Here is a 16,870-nt window from a genome sequence, read left to right on the forward strand (position 1 = left end):
GGCTGAGCGGCCCCCCTCCCCCCCCCCCCCCCCCCCCCCCCCCCCCTCCCCTCCCCCCCCCCCCCCCCCCCCCCCCCCCCCCCCCCCCCCGGTCCGTGCACCCTGGCTGATCCGCACGCGAACACGGCCGGGGGCGCTGCCTCGTCAGCAGGCTCGCGGCCCGCTGGGCGGTGTCACCCCGGCCGGACTCCGCGCCGGGCCGGACGCTGGGGCCGGAGTCAACCCCGTGAGACTGCCGGTTCGGGCGCCGCAGCGGGCTCGGGCGCGCTTTCGCTGAGGCCGAACCGGCTGTGGAACCTGCGCAGGAAGCCGGGCGCGTACCAGGCCGAGCCACCGAGCAGGCGCATCGCGGCCGGGACGAGGACACCGCGGATGGCGACGGCGTCGATGAGGATGGCCAGCCCGCTGCCCAGGCCGAACATCTGCATGAAGCTGAGCTTGGCCGTACCGAAGGCGAAGAAGCTCACCGCGAGCAGGCAGGCGGCGGCGGTGACGATGCGCCCGGTGTGCCCGAGGCCGTTGGTGACGGCGGACTCGGTGTCCTCGCCCTGGTCGTGGAGTTCCTTGATCCGGCTGGTGACGAACACCTCGTAGTCCATCGACAGACCGAAGACGATGCAGAACATCAGCACGGTCATCGCCATCTCCATCGGCTGCGCCGTGAAGCCGAGCAGGGAGGAGAGATGGCCGTCCTGGAAGATCCAGGTCATGATGCCGAGCGTCGCCACCTGGGTGATCGCGTTCAGGGCCAGGGCGCGCAGCGGCTGCACGATACTGCCGGTGAACAGGAAGAGCAGGATGAACGTGGTCAGGACGACCAGGCCGATGGCGAGCGGGAGTTGGCCGCTGATGGAGTGCTTGGCGTCGACCAGTTCGGCGTCGATGCCGCCCACCAGCGGGTGGGTGCCGGGGGGCGGGGTGAGCGCCCGTACGTCGCCGACCAGGCTCTGTGCCGCGTCGGACTTCGGCGCCAAGGAGCTGACGACGCTGATCCGTTGGCCGTCGGGGCGGCTGAGGTTGGCGCTGCCGGGACCGGCCGCCGATTCCTGCCCATGGGTGTAGGTTCCGGTGCTGGTCTCGACCCGTACCACGCCCTTGAGCTGGGACAGTTGATCGGCGTACGTACCCAACGGGGCTTTGTCCACGTTCTGGCCGATGACGATCTGGAGGGCGGCGTTGTCGTTGCCGTTGAAGGTCTTCTGGAGCGTCGCGGAGACCTGGCGGCTCTCGGCGTCCTTGGGCAGCACGCGTTCGTCCGGGGTGCCGAAGGTGATGCCGAGCAGCGGGCTCGCCGCCACCAGCAGGACCGCGAGGACGGGCAGCGCGGTGAGCGCGGGCCGCCGCATGACGGTACGCGCCAGCCGCGCCCATACGGAGACGCGCGTGGTGGCGTTCGCGGACTTCGCCCAGGGCATCTGCCCCTTGTTGACCCGGTGCCCCAGGACGACGAGCAGCGGCGGCATGACGAACAGCGCGCTGACGGCCGCGATGGCGACGACGCCGACCCCGGCGAAGCCGAACGAGCGCAGGAAATACTGCGGGAAGACGAGAAGCGCCGCGAGTGCGGCGGCCACGGTGGAGGCGGAGAACGCGACGGTGCGGCCGGCGGTGTGCACCGTCCGGCGGACGGCGTCCTCCACGCTCGCGCCGGTCGCGAGCTGTTCCCTGAACCGGCTGATCATCAACAGGCCGTAGTCGATACCCAGTCCCAGGCCGAGAGCCGTGGTGAGGTTGGTCGCCGTGTTCGAGACGCTGCTGACGTCGGCGAGCAGGGACAGTTCGGCGAACGAGCCCAGGATGGCGATGACGGCGATGGCCAGCGGCAGCAGCGCGGCGACCACGCTGCCGAAAACGAACAGCAGCAGTATGAGGGTCAGCGGAATCGCGATCAGCTCGGCCAGTTCAAGATCCTCGACCACCTGCGTCGACATGTCGTTGCGGACGGCGGCCACCCCGCCGGCCCGTACCGTGAGGGCTTTGTTGTACGTGCCGTCGTAATCGTCCAGCAGGCTCGTGGCGTTCTTCTGCTGCTGGGTCGGGTCGCCCTTGACGTGGGCGAGGACCATGGCCTCGCGGCCGTCCGTGGACAGGAGTTGGGCGCTGCGCGTGTCCCAGTACGAGACGACGTTCGCGAGCGTCTTCTCCTTCTTCAGGCTCGCAACCAGCGCCTTGCCGTTCTGCTCGGCAGCCGGGGTGTCGACCCGGCCGTCGCCGGCGCGGACCAGCAGCACGAGGTTGGTCTCGCCGCCGAATTTCTTGTCGATGAGATCGCGTGCCCGGGTGGACTGGGAAGCCGGGTCGTCGAAACCGCCACCCAGCAGCTTGGTGAAGGCGCCGCTACCGAGAGCACCCATGAGAGCTGTCGCCACGACGGCGACGATGAGTACCAGCCGGGCCCGGCGGATCGCCAGCTCGGCTATGCGTTCGAACACGCGGAATCTCCTTTGAGGATCAATGTGTTGGGACGCGACGACGCTAGAGGAGGGCACGGGGAAGTTGGCAGTGCGAGATTTACCTGACAGTGCTCGTTTTATGGTCAGGTGCCAGAGGAGCGCCGTAGGGTGGGCGCATGCCCGTACCCGAACGGCCGAAGAACGCCGTCCCGCCGGCTCCGTCCGCGCCGTCTGCTCCCTCCGCCCCGGCCGCTCGATCCGCCTCATCTGCTCCGCCCACGCTGCGGGAGCGGCGGCGGGCCACAGCGGTGCGGGAGATCCTGGACGCCGCCGAACTGCACATCACCGAGCACGGTCCTGAGGGGCTGTCACTGCGGGCCGTCGCGCGCAGCCTCGGCATGACCGTGCAGGCGCTCTACCACTACTTTCCCAACCGGAATGCCCTCGTCACGATGCTCGTCACCAAGGGGTACGAGGACCTGTTCTCCGCCGTCCAGGCCGCCGTCGACTCGACGGCCGACTCGGCTGCGGGCACTGGGGGCACTGCGGCGGACTCGGCTGCGGGCACGGCGGCGGACTCGGCTGCAGGCACGGCGGCGGACTCGGCGGCGGACCGGCCGTTCGTGTCGCGTCTGCTGGACGCGGCCGAGGGCTACCGGGGCTGGGCCATCGCCCACCCCGAGCGGTTCAAGCTCCTGTTCGGGACACCGCTGCGGGGCTACGCGGCCCCGGCCGACGGCGCCTCCACCATCGCCGCCCGCCGGATGAGCACGATCTTCCAGAACGAACTCTTCGGCGGCTTCAGCCCGGAGCAACTCGCGGCGGCCGACATCCCTTCGCTGTCACCCCAGTTCCGGACCCACCTGGACCAGCTGCCCCCCGACGGGCCGGGAGTCCTCCCGCCGCCCGCGATCACCCTGCTCATGGAGGCGTGGGGACGCATGCACGGCATGGTCCTCCTCGAGGTGTTCGGACACACCTCGTTCCTCGGAGACCACCAGGCCGAGATCTTCCACCTCGCGATGCGCAACATGCTCGCGGACATCCACCGGCGAATCCCGGGGAGCACGGGCGCCGTTGAAGCCGGTGCGGCCTGAGGTGCGTCCCGATGTGACGCGCGTCCGGGCGGTGGCGTCAGAAGCGCCGCTCGTGCGGCAACGGCGCGCACGGCCCGCGCGTCCACAACTGGGCGAGGGCCGAAGTCCGCCTCCCCGCAGTGGCCCGACCGGCAGCACCGGGTGGCCGGCCGCCGCTGGGCGGTCGAGGCGTGCTTCGGGCGATGCGGAGCCGCTTGCACTGAGTGAACTCACCGGGGCGTGGAGCGGGTCGGACCACAGGCCGGCCGGGAAAGGGCTGTATGCCGCTCGCCCCCGGGCCCTGCCCTCACCGGCTGAGGCCTGGGACTAGCACGACGCGTGGCCCGCATGTGCTCATGACCAGCACATATACCCCGAACATGGGGAGGGAAGATGTCCATCTCCTGCGGTATCGACTGGGCAGAGCGACACCACGACGTCGCCCTGGTCGACGACACGGGCGAGTTACTCGCCAAGCGACAAATCCCCGATGACTCAGCTGGCTACCGGCTTCTGCTGGACCTGCTTGCCGAGTACGGCGACAGTGAAGAGAACCCGATACCGGTGGCGATCGAGACGTCCCGCGGCCTCCTGGTCGCGGTACTGCGGACCGGGAAGCGAGAGGTGTTCGCGATCAACCCGATGTCCGCGGCCCGCTACCGCGACCGCCACTGCGCTTCCCGCAAGAAGTCGGACTCCGGTGACGCACTTGTCCTGGCCAACATCCTGCGCACAGACATGCACGCCCACCGGCCGCTGCCCAAGGACTCCGATCCGGCCCGCGCCATCTCCGTCCCCGCCCGTGCTCAGCAGGACGCGACGTGGAATCGACAGCAGATCTCCAACCAGCTGCGCTCACTGCTGCGGGAGTTCTTTCCGGCTGCCCTGGCCGCCTTCGAACCGTGGAAGAACGGTCCGTGCCGACCGGAGGCCCGAGAGCTCCTGAAGCTGCTCCAACTGCGGCTCCCGCCGCCCGGTTGACCCGCACGCAGCTCCGGGCCGCCCTCAAGCGGGTTGATGTCCGCGTGCCCCGCGTGCCGTCCGGTCTCCTCGACGAGATGGATGAGCACCCAGCGGAGGTCGCGTTGCCGGAGGGGCAGTCGGGGTGGCGGACGGCGTCATCCAAGGCGGCCGCCGCCACGATCTCGGTGCTTCGAGCGCACTGGGCCTCGTACGACGCACGCGCGCGGCCGGGAGTGCGCCCCGTCGCTTCGAGGGGACCGGTTGCGCACCACCGGCCGTCGTTCAGGCCCGGGTGTAGCCGCCGTCGGCGAAGAGTTCGGCGCCGGTGACGAACGATGAGGCGTCCGAAGCCAGGAAGAGGGCGGCCTCGGCGATTTCCCCGGCGTCGGCCAGCCGCCCCAGTGGCACGACGGCCTCGGCGAACCGGTCGGCGTCCGGCCCCGCGGCGCGCAGCAGGGCAGGGGTCCGCGTGGGTCCCGGGCTGAGGACGTTGACCCGGAATCGACGCTCTCGCGATTGCCGGGCCCAGTTGTGCACGAGGTTGCTCAACGCTGCCTTTGAGGCGCTGTAGACCTCGAGGTGCTCATTGGGGCGCACGCTGTTGCTTGAGCCGATGACCAGGATGGAGGCCCCCTCCGCCAGCAGCGGAAGCGCCTTCTGGACGGTGAATAGTGGGCCCTTGACGTTGACGGCGAGTGTCAGGTCGACGTTCGCCTCGGTGTGGGCGCCGAGCGCGGCGTCCGCGACGATTCCGGCGTTGGCCACCAGCACGTCGATGCGTCCGGCCTCCTCGCGGACTCGCGCGTAGAGCGCGTCCAGGTCGGCCAGGACCGAGACGTCGGATCGTACGCCGGTGGCGGCAGGACCCATCTCCTTGACTGCCGCTTCGAGGCGGTCGATGTCCCGGCCGGTCACGAAGACCCGTGCGCCCTCCCGGACGAAGCGGTGGGCTATGGCCAGCCCGATCCCGCTGGTCCCTCCGGTGATCACGGCCACCTTCTCCTGCAGCACGCCTGGCATGTCGAACTCCCTCAGTTGTGGAATGGATCGTCCATAACGTAGGCAGTAATGGACGGTCGAGTCAAGAATGGATAGGCTGAGACCATGCCGAGACCACGCGCATTCGACGAACGCCAAGTCCTGGAGCGGGCCCGGGAACAGTTCTGGGCGACCGGCTATGCAGGAACCCGGATGGACGACATCGCCCAGGCGACCGGCCTGGGCAAGGGCAGCCTGTACGGCGCGTTCGGCGACAAGGGCAAGCTGTTCCACCGTGTGTTCGGCGACTGGTGCACCGCAGTCGTTGAGGTGGCCGAAGGGCGGCTGGCAGGTGGCCCGGACGCAGAGGCCCTGGCCCGGCTGTCGGGATACGTGCACCTGATGGCGGAGAACACCGCCTCCGACACCGAGCGCCGCGGGTGCCTGTTGGCCAAGGGCGCGGCGGAACTGGCCCAGCACGATCCGACGGTCGCCGGACGGTCGGCCGAGACCATGACGGCACTGCTGACCCTGCTGCGGACGGAGATCAGCGCCGCTCAGCGCCACGGCGACATCGACAGCGCTGCGGATCCGGAGCGGTTGGCGGCACTTCTGTTGACGGTGGTCCGCGGGATCGAGGCGGTAGGCAAGGCCGGCCTCGCCCCGGAGACGCTGCGGAACATTGCAGACACCGCACTGGCCGTCCTGCCCATGCCCGAGGGGCAGAAACGCCTCGCAACCGTGCGCAGTCCGGCCCGCGAGAACTAACTTGGTGCCATCACAGCCACATGATCCGCCGGACAGTGTCTAGCCGCGTATGGCGCATGGGGGACGGGTCAGCGGGTGCGTTCGTAGTGGCGACGTGCTTTTTCACGGTTGCCGCAGACGGCCATCGAGCACCAGCGGGCACGGTTGGCGCGGCTGCGGTCGAGCAGGAACAGCCGGCACTCGTCGTCGGCGCAGGGGCGTAGCCGGCCGGGCATTTGGGATAAGTGGAGCGGGGGCCGAAACGCAGCCTTCGCGGGCCCATGCGCCAGTTCCCGACCCTGCTGAGCCGCACGTCGTACGCTCCGGGCGCCGGTCGGGGAGAGTGACGGCCCCGGCCCGGCGTCTGGCGGTCCGGCCGCGCTAGCCAGGGCTTCACGGGGGTGCCGGTGTTGACCAGGCGCGCCGCCAGACGGTCACCGTCGAAGAGCAGTTCCTGCAACTCCCAGTGCAGGTCCGATACCGCGTCCACGTCCTGCCGTTGCACGGCCAGGAGGTCGTCGCGGGTGGCGGGCTCCCCGTTCAACGTGGTCCGGTCGTTGATGAATGCGTCCATGCCATCGAATTGGTGGGCGTTGAGCGCTTCGAGGTAGCGCTGGCAGAACGTGCGCAGATCACTGTCGGACATGTCAGGGGCCTTCCTGTGGGGTGGCTGCGGATCGGGGCCGCGGGTGGAGGGGCAGAGCGGGAATGCCCGCCGCGGCCGCGCCGGACGGCCTCGGCTGCGGAAGGGGCCCGCCGGTCAGCGTCACGTCGGAGCAAGGCGCTGTGCTCGGCTCAGGTTGGCGATGAGTTCGTCGCGCGTTTGGTGCGCCAGCGCGGTCCAGGCGGGTTGACCGGGGGCCGTGCGCCACGAGGCGCTCGATGGACTGTTGTTGACGGTGTCGAAGCCGAACTGGTCGTAGAGCCGGGTCACGAGGTCGACGGCGTCGGGGAAGTTGCTGGAGGTCGGAAGCGCCAGCCGGTCGGGGGCGCCCGCGGGGCGGCCGGCGGTGGTGATGCGGGGAGCTTGGATATGGGTGAATGCCTGGACGACCCGGGAGGCCAGCAGGTGCTCCTGGCGCAGCTCGAGTACGGTCGTCTCGCCGGAGTCGATGCGGGCGAAGTGACCGTCGCGCCAGATCATGTAGTTGTTCGTATCCAATACGATCTTGCCGGCGAGGGCACCGACCGGCAGGTTGTTGACCATTTTCAACGGGACGGCCACGACGGCGAAATCGCCGGCGGCTGCAGCGTCCGCGGCGCGGGCGGCACGCGCGGACGGGCCGAGTTCCGCGACCAGATGCTGCAGGGTTTCCGGTCCGCGCGAGTTGGCGATCACGATGTTGTAGCCGTGGGCCAGGGCCGCCCGGGCGATCTGGCTGCCGACCTCGCCGGCGCCGATGATCCCGATGGTGGGCATGGGTCCGCCTCTCAGATCTGGTTCAGGACGCCGTCGACGTACAGGCTCGAAGCGGCGATGAAGCTGCTCTGCTCGGATGCCGGGAAGGCCACGGCAGCGGCCACCTCCTCCGTGCGCCCGAGCCGACCCAGCGCCGTTCCGGGTCGGGGGTCAGCCCCGCCAGGGCGGGGCGGGTGACGACAGCGCTCTTTCCGCCGAGCGGTCCCATGTGTGCCGCCCTTCTACTTCTGCAGCAATCGCACGGCGATCTGCCCCGCAGACCGACCCCGGCCTCCTGGCCCGCTACCGCACCACCCTCGCCTACGGCATCGCCGTCCAAGCCGCGAGCGGCGTCCCCCGCGACGACTTGCAGGAGCTGGCCGACGCCGCCTTGCGCCACTGGCCCCTGTCCTGACACCGGCGTGGCTGCGGGGGGGCCATGCCGTGCGGGCCTCCCCGGCCTGGCGCGACGGTCGGACCAGGCGGTTCACCTGCTCGGCGATCTTCAGGTCGGAAGGGGTCTCCCACAGCGGTCGTCCAACTGGAGGCGGCGGCAGGACTTCGGGCTGTTCAGGCGGCCGGCCGCACCAGGCCCGATTCGTAGGCGAAGACCACCGCCTGGACACGGGCGCGGGCTCCGATCTTGGCGAGGATGCTGCTGACGTGGGCCTTGACGGTGGTCGTGGCGATGGACAGCCGCGCAGCGATCTCGGCGTTGGACCAGCCGGAGGCGACGGCGGTGAGCACGACACGCTCCCGCTCGGTGAGCGTGTCGATCCCGACTTTCCGCTCGGCAGGGAGCACGGGTTGCAGCTGTCGCACGGTGTCGATGAGAGCGCGGGTCAGGCCGGGGGGGGATGACGGGGTCTCCGGCGGCCACGACACGGATGGCTGCGGTCAGTTCGCCGGGGGTGGCGTCGTGGAGAAGGAGTCCACCGGCACCGGCGCACAGGGCGGCGTAGGCGCGCTGCTCGTGGCTGGCGGGGGCCAGGATCAGCACCCGTGGGCCGTTCCCTTGCGTTCTGAGGAGTTCGGGGGTCCGGGGGAGGGCGGGAGGCCGTGTGATGCGGCGGATGGTCTCGGTGCCGTCCGACTGGGAAATGTCGCTGTCCACCACCACGACGTCGGGGCACAGTACGGCGCTCATGCGGACCGCCTCGGCCCCGCTCGATGCCTCGCCGACGACAGTCAGGCCGGGCTCCTCCGCCAGGAGCATGCGCAGTCCGCGGCGCTGCAAGGACTGCTCATTGACAATGAGTACGGAGGTCATGGTGGACGTTCTCCCAACGGGCTGCATCGTTTGTTGCGGTCCGGGTCACATCTTCGCCGGATGCCGCCGCGCGCTCAGTCGGCGCCGAGGGATCGGTGGATGGCGGTGAGTACGCTGCCACGGCTGTGTGCGTGCCACATCGCGATGGCCACCCCACAGGCCCACCACGTGGCGCGTCTCCGCGACAGGTGCGGTTCTACGAGGCAAAGAGCTTGATCACTTCGACCCACGGCCCAACAACTACCGTGACTACGGGTAAGTAGCCCTGGGCCGCGTCCAGCAGATCCGAGAACTGCTCAACGCGGGCCTGGCGACGCAGGCAATCCATCCTTCCCTGCCTGCAATCACCGCGCGATCCGACCGTCTTCCAAGGCGTCACATCCGAGACGGTGGCGGCTCTCGAACGAGAGCGTGGCAGTCTGACCGAGCGCATCGACATCCTGGCCCGCAACCGTCACGCGATCGCCGACCAACTGGCCGAGCTCCAAAGGCGCGGAGTGAGCCGCCGCGAGCTGCGGTGTCCCCTGCGTCTGAGACGGGGAGTGCGAAGCGGGCGATGGTGTGGTGCCGGTCCGCTCGGTCGCCGTTTCCCGTTCGACAACAACGCCGCCGAACGGGAAGTCCGCATGGTCAAAGCCGGCAGAAGATCTCCGGTGGCATGCGGACCTGACCGGCGGAACACTTCTGCCATCTGCGTTCTCACCTCGCCACCGCCACCAAATACGGCATCAATCTGCTCGACGCGCTCGCCCATGTGGCATCCGGCCGACCGTGGGTACCCGCGATCAACTGACCTGATCAGTCACCTTAGGATGAGACGGGCGGGACCGGACTCACATAGAAACGAGCCCAATTTATCCGATCGTCGCGGACGGTCATTACTACAGGTCCGACCAAGAGAGCGGGTAGTCCCTCAGAAGAAGTTCCACTCATTTCCCATTCGGACCACACCTCGGACCCCGAAACCGCTGTCCGCAGAACACTTGCTTGCAGATCGGGCACTCGGGTAAATATCAAGGACCAGTTCATCAGCACACGCTCCCGCCCAGTAAAACTCTCTGCAGGGCGGTGCGGCACCTCCGCCGCATAGTCGGCAGTGAAGCAGTCGGCGACTCGTTGCGCTGAATGCGAATTGATGGCGTCACGAAGACGATCTACCGCGTCGATTAGGTGCACAGAAATACCCCTTCTCAAGGATTGCGTGTAATTCGATATATGAGCGGCAGTAGTAAGTGAGCGGTGTGACCGCTATCCACCTGTAGCCGGGTGAACAGCACCAGCGCGGTCGCCGCTAGCAGCATGCCGAGCGAAACCACGACCTTCGGGCCGAACCGTGCAACAAACACGTTGCTTCCCAGCCGCGCGGCCAGTACCAGCGTTGCGATCATCGACAGGAAAGCAACGCCGGTCCTGACCGGTGAGAATCCGCGCGTTACCTGCACATAATACGCCACCGCGACAAAGGAGCGCGGATCGGTCGCGGTCGCGCAGTATCAGCAGCGGCGACAACGGATACGCGGCATGGTGCTGCCAGAGCACAAAGACAGTGAGTCACACAGCGGCTCCGACGAGGAAGTCCCACGATCCAGCGAGATCCAAACCCTATGATCGACGTTTGAGAAGCTAAACGCCAGGCCGAACAATGCCGTAAGACACTAGCAGCGTGCCAGCGTCTTGCTCGAGAAAGTCGATCATCTCTCTCTGCTGGTGACGAAGTCGGGTGACGTCTGCTTTACGATGACTGCGTCGACCGCAGGTGCCGTGCGCCTTGCTGCGTATACTTGCCGGTCGTGACGTGCTGATTAGTCGTTCGCGCCGGCGCCGCGAAAGTCCGGGACATCCGAAAGCATGCCGGGAATCTCCGGGTTCAGGGCGCTGCGCCGGCGGTGCAGTTCTTCGATTTTCGTGTACAGGTCAGGGTCATCGTCGTCGCTGATGTCGAAGATGTCGAGGCGTTCGAGCAGCGCCAGGCCCACATGGTCAGTCCCGATAGTCGCGGGGTGGGTCAGGTACTCGTAGAGGCCGTCGAGGTCCTCAACGACGAAGACACAGCTGTAGTCGAAGTCCCCGCCGAGATCGCGGCCAACCATGAAAGACTTCACGGCCGGGTTGGACCGTCCTTGGTTGCGCCAACTTTCCAAGGCAGTCTCGATTTGCTCGGGGGTGACTCCGGCCTTGGCCTTCGCGCGGTTTATGTGGTAGATCATGACTACTCCTGTCGTTGTTTCTCACTGCCGAAGAGGGCTGTCTTTCACGACACAGCTCAGATGACGGGCGTCATCGCAGGATTGACTCAAATGCGATAAGGATCGATTCGCCGGACGTGTCATGACGAAGCGCTGTGCCGGAATCGCTACTTGTTGTCGACATCGGGGAGGCGGATCAAGCCTCGGCCCCGCTCACCTGATTATTGATAATGATGTCCAGGTCGGTGGCGGTGAGGCCGAAGGTGTCGGCTGTTTTTGAGGCGTCCATGAGGAACGGCGAGTACCACTGATAGTCCATTTCGGCCATTTCACGGGCTGTCGGCATGAAAAGCCCAGCTGTGCGCATTGCCGCGCGTGGCATCGGGATCAGCTTGACCGGGGGCCGACCTGCAGCGGTGGCGTAGCGCCGCGCCAGTTCACGGATGCTGATGGCCGGTGGCGACGGCACATGCCACGCCTGACCCCACGCACGCTCATCATTTCCAAGTGTGACCAGGGCCTGGGCCATGTCTCCGTTGAAGGTGAAGGTATGTGGCGCGTCCAGATCGGCAGGCACCCAAGCAGCTCGGCCCGACTTCATTGCCGGCTCAATGATTATGGAATACAGGCCATTCGAGTCCCTACCGATGTAGTCGGACCCGCGAACCTCCACAGGGCGGACTCCGGCGCTAAGGGCCTGCTCCCACAGCCGTTTACGGAGACGGCCTTTAGGCCCAGTGGCGGCCATGGGGGTGTATTCGTTCATCACACCGCCAGGCTGCGGGCCGTAAGCGTACATGCTGCCAGTAATTGCCAGCACGGCCCCGTTTGCTTTCGCGGCTGTGATGACCGCATTCTGGATGGGCGGCAACAGCCGTTCCCACATTGTGTAGGAAGGCGGGTTCGCACAGTGATAGATTACCTTTGCGCCGCGAGACAGTTCGGTCAAGCGGCCCGGGTCGGAAGCATCCGCGGCGACCCGTTCGACCAGCGGATACTCCGGACCCGAGCCGCTGCGCGTGACAATGCGGACGCTTTCACCGCGGTCGGCGAGCAGGCGAGCGACATTCGTGCCGATGGAACCGGCGCCGATAACGACATGTATGGCCATGCTGGGCTCTTTCACAGAGAGAGGCGTCCCAGGTTCGATAAAGACTCAGAACAAAGTTCGCCGGTGGTCGTTGTGGAAACTGATCGGCCAGGGCTCGGGCCGCAGGGCAGACCTCGGATCGGCGGTCTTCACGTTGCCGTATGCTGCCGCCCGTCAGTGAGCTAAGGGCTCGTACCAATCTCGTCGTCCGTCTTCGTACTTGGTCACCGGTGGTGCCGCACGAGTCGTGACGCTAGCCGGGTCTCGCTGCGATTTGGCAGACATAGGTTTTTCTAACACTGTCAGGTACTGAGGGTTTTCAGGGCGACCACTGATCGGGTGACGCTGGTGGTGTGCGCAACGCACGAGGCTCCCGTGCCGTTGGGCGAGGTGTTCGAAGTCTCAACCCACAGGCACAGGAGCCGCGTTGGTTCAGTATTCTCCCGCACTCGACCTGCCCCATGCCCTGGTCGAGTGGGTCACCATGCTCATCGTCACCCGCGAGGGTGACCGCCGCTGCGAACTACCGCCGCACCAGCGTGCGCTGGTCGGCCTGGTGTACCTGCGCCGACACGACACCCTCGCCCAGCTCGCCGCCGGTTTCGGTATCTCCGCCGGCACCGCCCACGCCTACGCGTCGGCCGTCATCAATCTGCTCGCCGGCCGAGCGCCCGGCCAGCTGCGTGCCCTGCGCGAGGCCGATCCCGACCACGTCCTGCTCGATGGCACCCTCGCGGAGTGCGACCGGGTCGGCGACGGGCGGGCCGACTACTCCCACAAGCACCGCAGGCACGGGGTGAACGTGCAGGTGGTGACCGACCCGGACGGGCGACTGCTGTGGCTCTCGCCCGCGCTGCCCGGCCGTGCCCACGACCTGACTGCGGCCCGCACCCACCGGATCATCCGGATCTGCGAACGCCAGGGCGTTCCCGTCCTCGCTGACCGGGCTTACACGGTTGCCGGACCGCGGGTGACGACCCCTCTCAGACGCCCACCGGGCCGAGAGCTCACATCGACTCAGCAAACCGTCAACCGCGCGCTGTCCACCGCAAGGGCACCCGACGAACGTGGTGTCGCACGACTGAAGTCGTGGCGGATCTTCCGCCGGTCCCGGTGCAGCCCGAATCGAATGACGTCAATCGCCGCTGCCGCCCTCACCCTGGAGCGGCAGCGCTGAAAGAGCCCAGTGTGTGAAGACAAACCTGGACGCCCTTCTGGCGGCACTGTACGTGTTCATCGACGACCACGTGGCGCCTCGTCGCCGGATCGGGCGACCTCCGAAACTGACGGACGCCGAACTGCTGTGCCTGGCCGTCGCCCAGGTCCTGCTCGGCTTTCCGTCTACCCGGCACTGGATCCGCTTTGCCCATGCCCGGGTCGGGCACCTCTTCCGCTACCTGCCCCAGCAATCGGCCTACAACAAGCGCCTCAACGCCGCGGGGCCCCTGATCAGTCACGTGATCGAGATGCTCGCCCGGCAGGTGCCCACCTGGCACGACAGCCTCCGGCTGATCGACCCCACGCCGCTGCCCTGCGCGGCCTCCCGGGAGACCGTCAAACGCTCCGGCCTGGCCGGACACGCCGGCTACGGCTATTGCCGCAGCCACTCCCGGTTCTTCTGGGGATTCCGGCTCTACTTGGTCACCACCGCCGAGGGCATGCCCGTCACCTGGTGCCTGGCCAAGCCCAAGCTCGGACAACGGGAGGTGATGGCCGCGCTGCTGGAACGCGACCACCGCCTGATCCGGGCCGGGCAGGTGATCCTGGCCGACAAGGGCTTCGCCGCCCGGGAGTTCGAAGCCTTCGTCACCGACCGGCTCGGCGCCCACCTGGTGCGGCCGGACCGCAAGGACGAACCGGCCCGCTTCGGCAGGATCGCCCGTGTCCGCCAGTGGATCGAGGCCGTCATCGACACCCTCAAGGGCCGGCTCAGCCTGGAACAGCACGGCGGCAGAACCCCGGCCGGAGTCTTCGCCCGCACCGCCCAACGCCTGCTCGCTCTGGCCACCGCGATCTGGCACAACTGGAACACCGGAGCCACGGTCAAACGCTCGCTGATCGCCTACGACCACTGAAGACATCGGACTCATTCATCTAGGCGCTGACAGAACAGGGCTCTGACCAGCCTCTTTACAAAAGTCCTTCCGCCTGACAGAAGCCGCCTTGCCGAGCCGATACAAGCTCACGACCCTGATTCCAACCACGGCACGCGGGGCGACGAGGCCCCGCTCTCAGGGACGGGACCGCCATGCCTCACATGACCGCCTTCGCCAGGAACCAGTGGTACGTCGCCGCCTACAGTCACGAGGTCGGGCGCGAGGAGTTGCTCGGCCGGACGATTCTCGGCGAGCCGCTCGTCTTCTACCGGACCGAGCGGGAGGGGACGCCGGTCGTGCTGCACGACCGCTGTGTGCACCGCCGCTTCCCGCTCTCGGAGAGCCGGCTCGACGGTGACCGGATCATCTGCGGCTACCACGGCTTCACCTACGACACGACCGGCACCTGCGTGTACGTGCCGGGGCAGAAGCGCGTACCACGCACCGCGCGCGTCGCCTCCTACCCGGTCGTCGAGCAGGACTCCCTGATCTGGGTGTGGATCGGCGACCCGGCGCTCGCGGACGCCCACGACATCCCGCGGGCCCGGCACCTCGACTCCCCCGGCTGGACCACGGTCCGCGGGATGGAACCGATCGACGCCGACTACGGGCTGCTGGTCGACAACCTGCTCGACCTCTCCCACGAGACCTATCTGCACGGCGGATACATCGGCACCCCGGAGGTCGCCGAGACGCCGATCACCACCGAGGTCGACGAGGGCGCGGGCGTCGTCCGGGTGAGCCGGCACATGGACGACGCCGAGTGCCCCCCGTTCTACGCCCGTTCCACCGGCATCGAGGGCCGCATCACCCGCTGGCAGGACATCGAGTACCACGCGCCCTGCCTGTACCTGCTGCACAGCAGGATCGCCCCGGTCGGGGTGCTGCCCGAGGCGGACGGCAGCGACCCGAACGGCTTCCACACCGAGATCACGTATGCCATCACCCCGTCCGGCGACGGCAGCGTGTACGACTTCTGGATGGTCTCGCGGGACTGGGCGACCGGCGACGCGGAGGTCACCGAGTTCCTGCGGGGCAACAACCACACCGTCGTCATGCAGGACGTCGACGCGCTCAACCTGCTGCAGCGCACGCTGGGTTCGGAGCGCGCCGGCTACCAGGAGCTGAGCATCAACATCGACACCGGCGGCCTGGCCGCCCGCCGTATCCTCGCCCGGCTGGTCGAGGAGGGCGACAAGCCCGTGGAGAAGGTCCTGTGAGCAGCGGCCCCACCGGCGAGATCTACCGCGTCGACTGGCTGCCGGGCACCGACGTCCTGCACGGCACCTGTCACTGCGGCGCCGAGCACTCCGCGCAGGACCCGGTGGAGCTGTGGGAGTGGATGCTCGGCCATCCCGAAGGACATCGGCCGCGCGGGCCCGAGTCGCGAGGAGACGTCTCATGACCGTGTACGACGGTGAACTCGTCGTCGCGGAGCGGGAGTCGGTGGCCGAGGGCGTGCTCGCCCTGACCCTGCGTCACCCGCTCGGCGAGGACCTGCCCGCCTGGGAGCCGGGCGCCCATGTCGACGTCGTGCTCGGCCCCGGGCTGGAGCGGCAGTACTCGCTGTGCGGCGACCCGGCCGACCGGTCCGGGTGGCGGATCGGGGTGCTGCGCGAGCCCGACGGGCGCGGCGGATCGGCGCATGTGCACGACCGGTTGGGGCCCGGCGACAAGGTCCGGGTGCGCGGGCCGCGCAACACCTTCCGGCTGGAACCCGCCCCGCACTACCGGTTCGTCGCCGGCGGCATCGGCATCACCCCGATCCTGCCGATGCTGGCCGCGGCCGACGCGGCGGGCGCGCGGTGGACCCTGCTGTACGGCGGCCGCACCCGCGCGTCCATGGCGTTCACCGCGCAGCTGGAGCGCTACGGGGACCGTGTGACCATCGCCCCGCAGGACGAGACAGGGCTGCTGGACCTGGCGTCGGCGCTGGAGGACCTGCCGGGCGGCACCCTCGTCTACTCCTGCGGTCCCGGGCCGCTTCTGGACGCGGTGGAGGGGCGGTGCCCCTCCGGGATGCTGCGCGTGGAACGGTTCCGGCCCAAGGAGCGGGCGGCGGGTGCGGACACCGCGTTCGAGGTCGTACTGGAGCGCAGCGGACGCACGCTCACCGTCGCCCCGGACGTCTCCGTGCTCGACACCGTGCGCGCCGCCGGTGTCGAGGTGCTGTTCTCCTGCACCGAGGGGACCTGCGGCACCTGCGAGACCGACGTGCTCGAAGGTGCCCCGGACCACCGGGACTCCGTGCTCTCCGACGAGGAACGGGAGGCCGGCGAGACCATGCTCATCTGCGTGTCGCGGTGCCTGGGGAAGCGGCTCGTGCTGGACCTCTGAGCCGGCTGCCGGCGATTCCGTCAGCCAGAGCCATTGACCCTGCCGGACACCGGGTTCTCGGTTCCCTCCACACCGAGGGAGTCCTGTCCGCCTCCCCCACCGTCGTCCAGGACCAGCTGACGGCCGATCTGCCCGCGCGGCGCGACCAGTTGCACTCCCGGGCGGCCCCGCGCTTCACCGAACTGCGGACACATGTCCACGAGCGGATCCAGGCGGCGAAGCGCGGGACGTCGCCGGCGGCTAGTGCCGCATCAGGCAACGTTCGCCCTGCCGCGATGCAGCGCTCAGTTGCTGCGTCGGGCGGCCAGAATGGTGACGTGGCTGAACGGGTGCAG

Annotated in this window: 15 protein-coding genes and 5 pseudogenes; 9 read left to right on the forward strand and 11 right to left on the reverse strand. The window is 68.3% G+C overall.

Annotated features, from left to right (window positions below; genetic code table 11):
* Positions 1-218: 218 nt before the first annotated feature.
* A complete protein-coding gene (locus tag AC07AZ_RS29825; RefSeq protein WP_478853158.1) occupies positions 219-2,432 on the reverse strand; it encodes an MMPL family transporter in 2,214 nt (737 codons plus the stop codon).
* Positions 2,433-2,569: 137 nt separating this feature from the next.
* Here AC07AZ_RS29825 and AC07AZ_RS29830 point away from each other — a divergent pair, with 137 nt between their 5' ends.
* Both AC07AZ_RS29830 and AC07AZ_RS29835 read left to right on the forward strand, forming a co-directional pair.
* Positions 2,570-3,490: a TetR/AcrR family transcriptional regulator gene (locus AC07AZ_RS29830; RefSeq protein ID WP_478853160.1), complete on the forward strand. Its 921-nt coding sequence runs from the start codon at positions 2,570-2,572 to the stop codon at positions 3,488-3,490.
* Between the two features lie 372 nt (positions 3,491-3,862).
* Positions 3,863-4,482: pseudogene (locus AC07AZ_RS29835) on the forward strand (IS110 family transposase); the annotation flags it as partial.
* 232 nt (positions 4,483-4,714) lie between these two features.
* Here the strand turns inward: AC07AZ_RS29835 and AC07AZ_RS29840 are convergent.
* A complete protein-coding gene (locus tag AC07AZ_RS29840; protein WP_478853162.1) occupies positions 4,715-5,452 on the reverse strand; it encodes an SDR family NAD(P)-dependent oxidoreductase in 738 nt (245 codons plus the stop codon).
* Between the two features lie 84 nt (positions 5,453-5,536).
* Here AC07AZ_RS29840 and AC07AZ_RS29845 point away from each other — a divergent pair, with 84 nt between their 5' ends.
* Complete coding sequence (locus AC07AZ_RS29845; RefSeq protein WP_478853164.1) at positions 5,537-6,178, forward strand: TetR/AcrR family transcriptional regulator; 642 nt, start codon at positions 5,537-5,539, stop codon at positions 6,176-6,178.
* Positions 6,179-6,246: 68 nt separating this feature from the next.
* On the opposite strand, the pseudogene AC07AZ_RS29850 reads toward AC07AZ_RS29845, so the two are convergent.
* The 9 genes and pseudogenes from AC07AZ_RS29850 to AC07AZ_RS29890 all read right to left on the reverse strand — a co-directional run.
* Positions 6,247-6,396 (reverse strand): annotated as a pseudogene (locus AC07AZ_RS29850) (CGNR zinc finger domain-containing protein); the annotation flags it as partial.
* Between the two features lie 125 nt (positions 6,397-6,521).
* A pseudogene (locus tag AC07AZ_RS29855) lies at positions 6,522-6,803 on the reverse strand (ester cyclase); the annotation flags it as partial.
* 120 nt (positions 6,804-6,923) lie between these two features.
* The gene (locus AC07AZ_RS29860) at positions 6,924-7,577 is read right to left on the reverse strand and encodes an NADPH-dependent F420 reductase (RefSeq protein ID WP_478853166.1); all 654 of its coding nucleotides are present in this window, start codon (positions 7,575-7,577) and stop codon (positions 6,924-6,926) included.
* Positions 7,578-7,588: 11 nt separating this feature from the next.
* Positions 7,589-7,681 carry a hypothetical protein gene (locus AC07AZ_RS29865; RefSeq protein ID WP_478853168.1) on the reverse strand — a complete coding sequence of 31 codons (93 nt, stop codon included), beginning with the start codon at positions 7,679-7,681 and terminating at the stop codon, positions 7,589-7,591.
* Between the two features lie 445 nt (positions 7,682-8,126).
* Positions 8,127-8,826 (reverse strand): annotated as a pseudogene (locus AC07AZ_RS29870) (LuxR C-terminal-related transcriptional regulator).
* An 807-nt stretch (positions 8,827-9,633) separates the two neighbouring features.
* Positions 9,634-10,002, reverse strand: coding sequence for a nuclear transport factor 2 family protein (locus AC07AZ_RS29875; protein WP_478853170.1), 369 nt, complete (start codon positions 10,000-10,002; stop codon positions 9,634-9,636).
* Between the two features lie 14 nt (positions 10,003-10,016).
* Positions 10,017-10,280: a hypothetical protein gene (locus AC07AZ_RS29880; protein ID WP_478853172.1), complete on the reverse strand. Its 264-nt coding sequence runs from the start codon at positions 10,278-10,280 to the stop codon at positions 10,017-10,019.
* A 348-nt stretch (positions 10,281-10,628) separates the two neighbouring features.
* Positions 10,629-11,033, reverse strand: a complete 405-nt coding sequence (locus tag AC07AZ_RS29885) for a Dabb family protein (protein WP_478853174.1) — start codon at positions 11,031-11,033, stop codon at positions 10,629-10,631.
* Positions 11,034-11,208: 175 nt separating this feature from the next.
* Positions 11,209-12,123: an NAD-dependent epimerase/dehydratase family protein gene (locus tag AC07AZ_RS29890; RefSeq protein WP_478853177.1), complete on the reverse strand. Its 915-nt coding sequence runs from the start codon at positions 12,121-12,123 to the stop codon at positions 11,209-11,211.
* A 406-nt stretch (positions 12,124-12,529) separates the two neighbouring features.
* Here AC07AZ_RS29890 and AC07AZ_RS29895 point away from each other — a divergent pair, with 406 nt between their 5' ends.
* The 6 genes and pseudogenes from AC07AZ_RS29895 to AC07AZ_RS29920 all read left to right on the forward strand — a co-directional run.
* Complete coding sequence (locus AC07AZ_RS29895) at positions 12,530-13,279, forward strand: transposase (RefSeq protein ID WP_478853179.1); 750 nt, start codon at positions 12,530-12,532, stop codon at positions 13,277-13,279.
* A 13-nt stretch (positions 13,280-13,292) separates the two neighbouring features.
* Positions 13,293-14,177 (forward strand): IS982 family transposase, encoded by an 885-nt coding sequence (locus tag AC07AZ_RS29900; protein WP_478853181.1) that lies wholly within the window; start codon positions 13,293-13,295, stop codon positions 14,175-14,177.
* Positions 14,178-14,350: 173 nt separating this feature from the next.
* Entirely contained in the window at positions 14,351-15,418 is a 1,068-nt protein-coding gene (locus AC07AZ_RS29905; protein ID WP_478853183.1) for a Rieske 2Fe-2S domain-containing protein, read from the forward strand.
* Positions 15,415-15,603, forward strand: a complete 189-nt coding sequence (locus tag AC07AZ_RS29910) for a hypothetical protein (protein ID WP_478853185.1) — start codon at positions 15,415-15,417, stop codon at positions 15,601-15,603. Before AC07AZ_RS29905 ends, AC07AZ_RS29910 begins: the two co-directional genes overlap by 4 nt.
* Entirely contained in the window at positions 15,600-16,535 is a 936-nt protein-coding gene (locus tag AC07AZ_RS29915) for a PDR/VanB family oxidoreductase (protein WP_478853187.1), read from the forward strand. Before AC07AZ_RS29910 ends, AC07AZ_RS29915 begins: the two co-directional genes overlap by 4 nt.
* A gap of 80 nt (positions 16,536-16,615) precedes the next feature.
* Positions 16,616-16,870: pseudogene (locus AC07AZ_RS29920) on the forward strand (hypothetical protein); the annotation flags it as partial.

The sequence above is a fragment of the Streptomyces sp. NPDC043878 genome (assembly GCF_056435735.1).

Bases quoted from the DNA above. Each gene is read 5' to 3' on its own strand.
- AC07AZ_RS29915 (WP_478853187.1), top strand. From the start codon at position 15,600: ATGACCGTGTACGACGGTGAACTCGTCGTCGCGGAGCGGGAGTCGGTG.
- AC07AZ_RS29830 (WP_478853160.1), top strand. From the start codon at position 2,570: ATGCCCGTACCCGAACGGCCGAAGAACGCCGTCCCGCCGGCTCCGTCC.
- AC07AZ_RS29840 (WP_478853162.1), bottom strand. From the start codon at position 5,452: ATGCCAGGCGTGCTGCAGGAGAAGGTGGCCGTGATCACCGGAGGGACC.
- AC07AZ_RS29860 (WP_478853166.1), bottom strand. From the start codon at position 7,577: ATGCCCACCATCGGGATCATCGGCGCCGGCGAGGTCGGCAGCCAGATC.
- AC07AZ_RS29845 (WP_478853164.1), top strand. From the start codon at position 5,537: ATGCCGAGACCACGCGCATTCGACGAACGCCAAGTCCTGGAGCGGGCC.
- AC07AZ_RS29885 (WP_478853174.1), bottom strand. From the start codon at position 11,033: ATGATCTACCACATAAACCGCGCGAAGGCCAAGGCCGGAGTCACCCCC.
- AC07AZ_RS29905 (WP_478853183.1), top strand. From the start codon at position 14,351: ATGCCTCACATGACCGCCTTCGCCAGGAACCAGTGGTACGTCGCCGCC.
- AC07AZ_RS29890 (WP_478853177.1), bottom strand. From the start codon at position 12,123: ATGGCCATACATGTCGTTATCGGCGCCGGTTCCATCGGCACGAATGTC.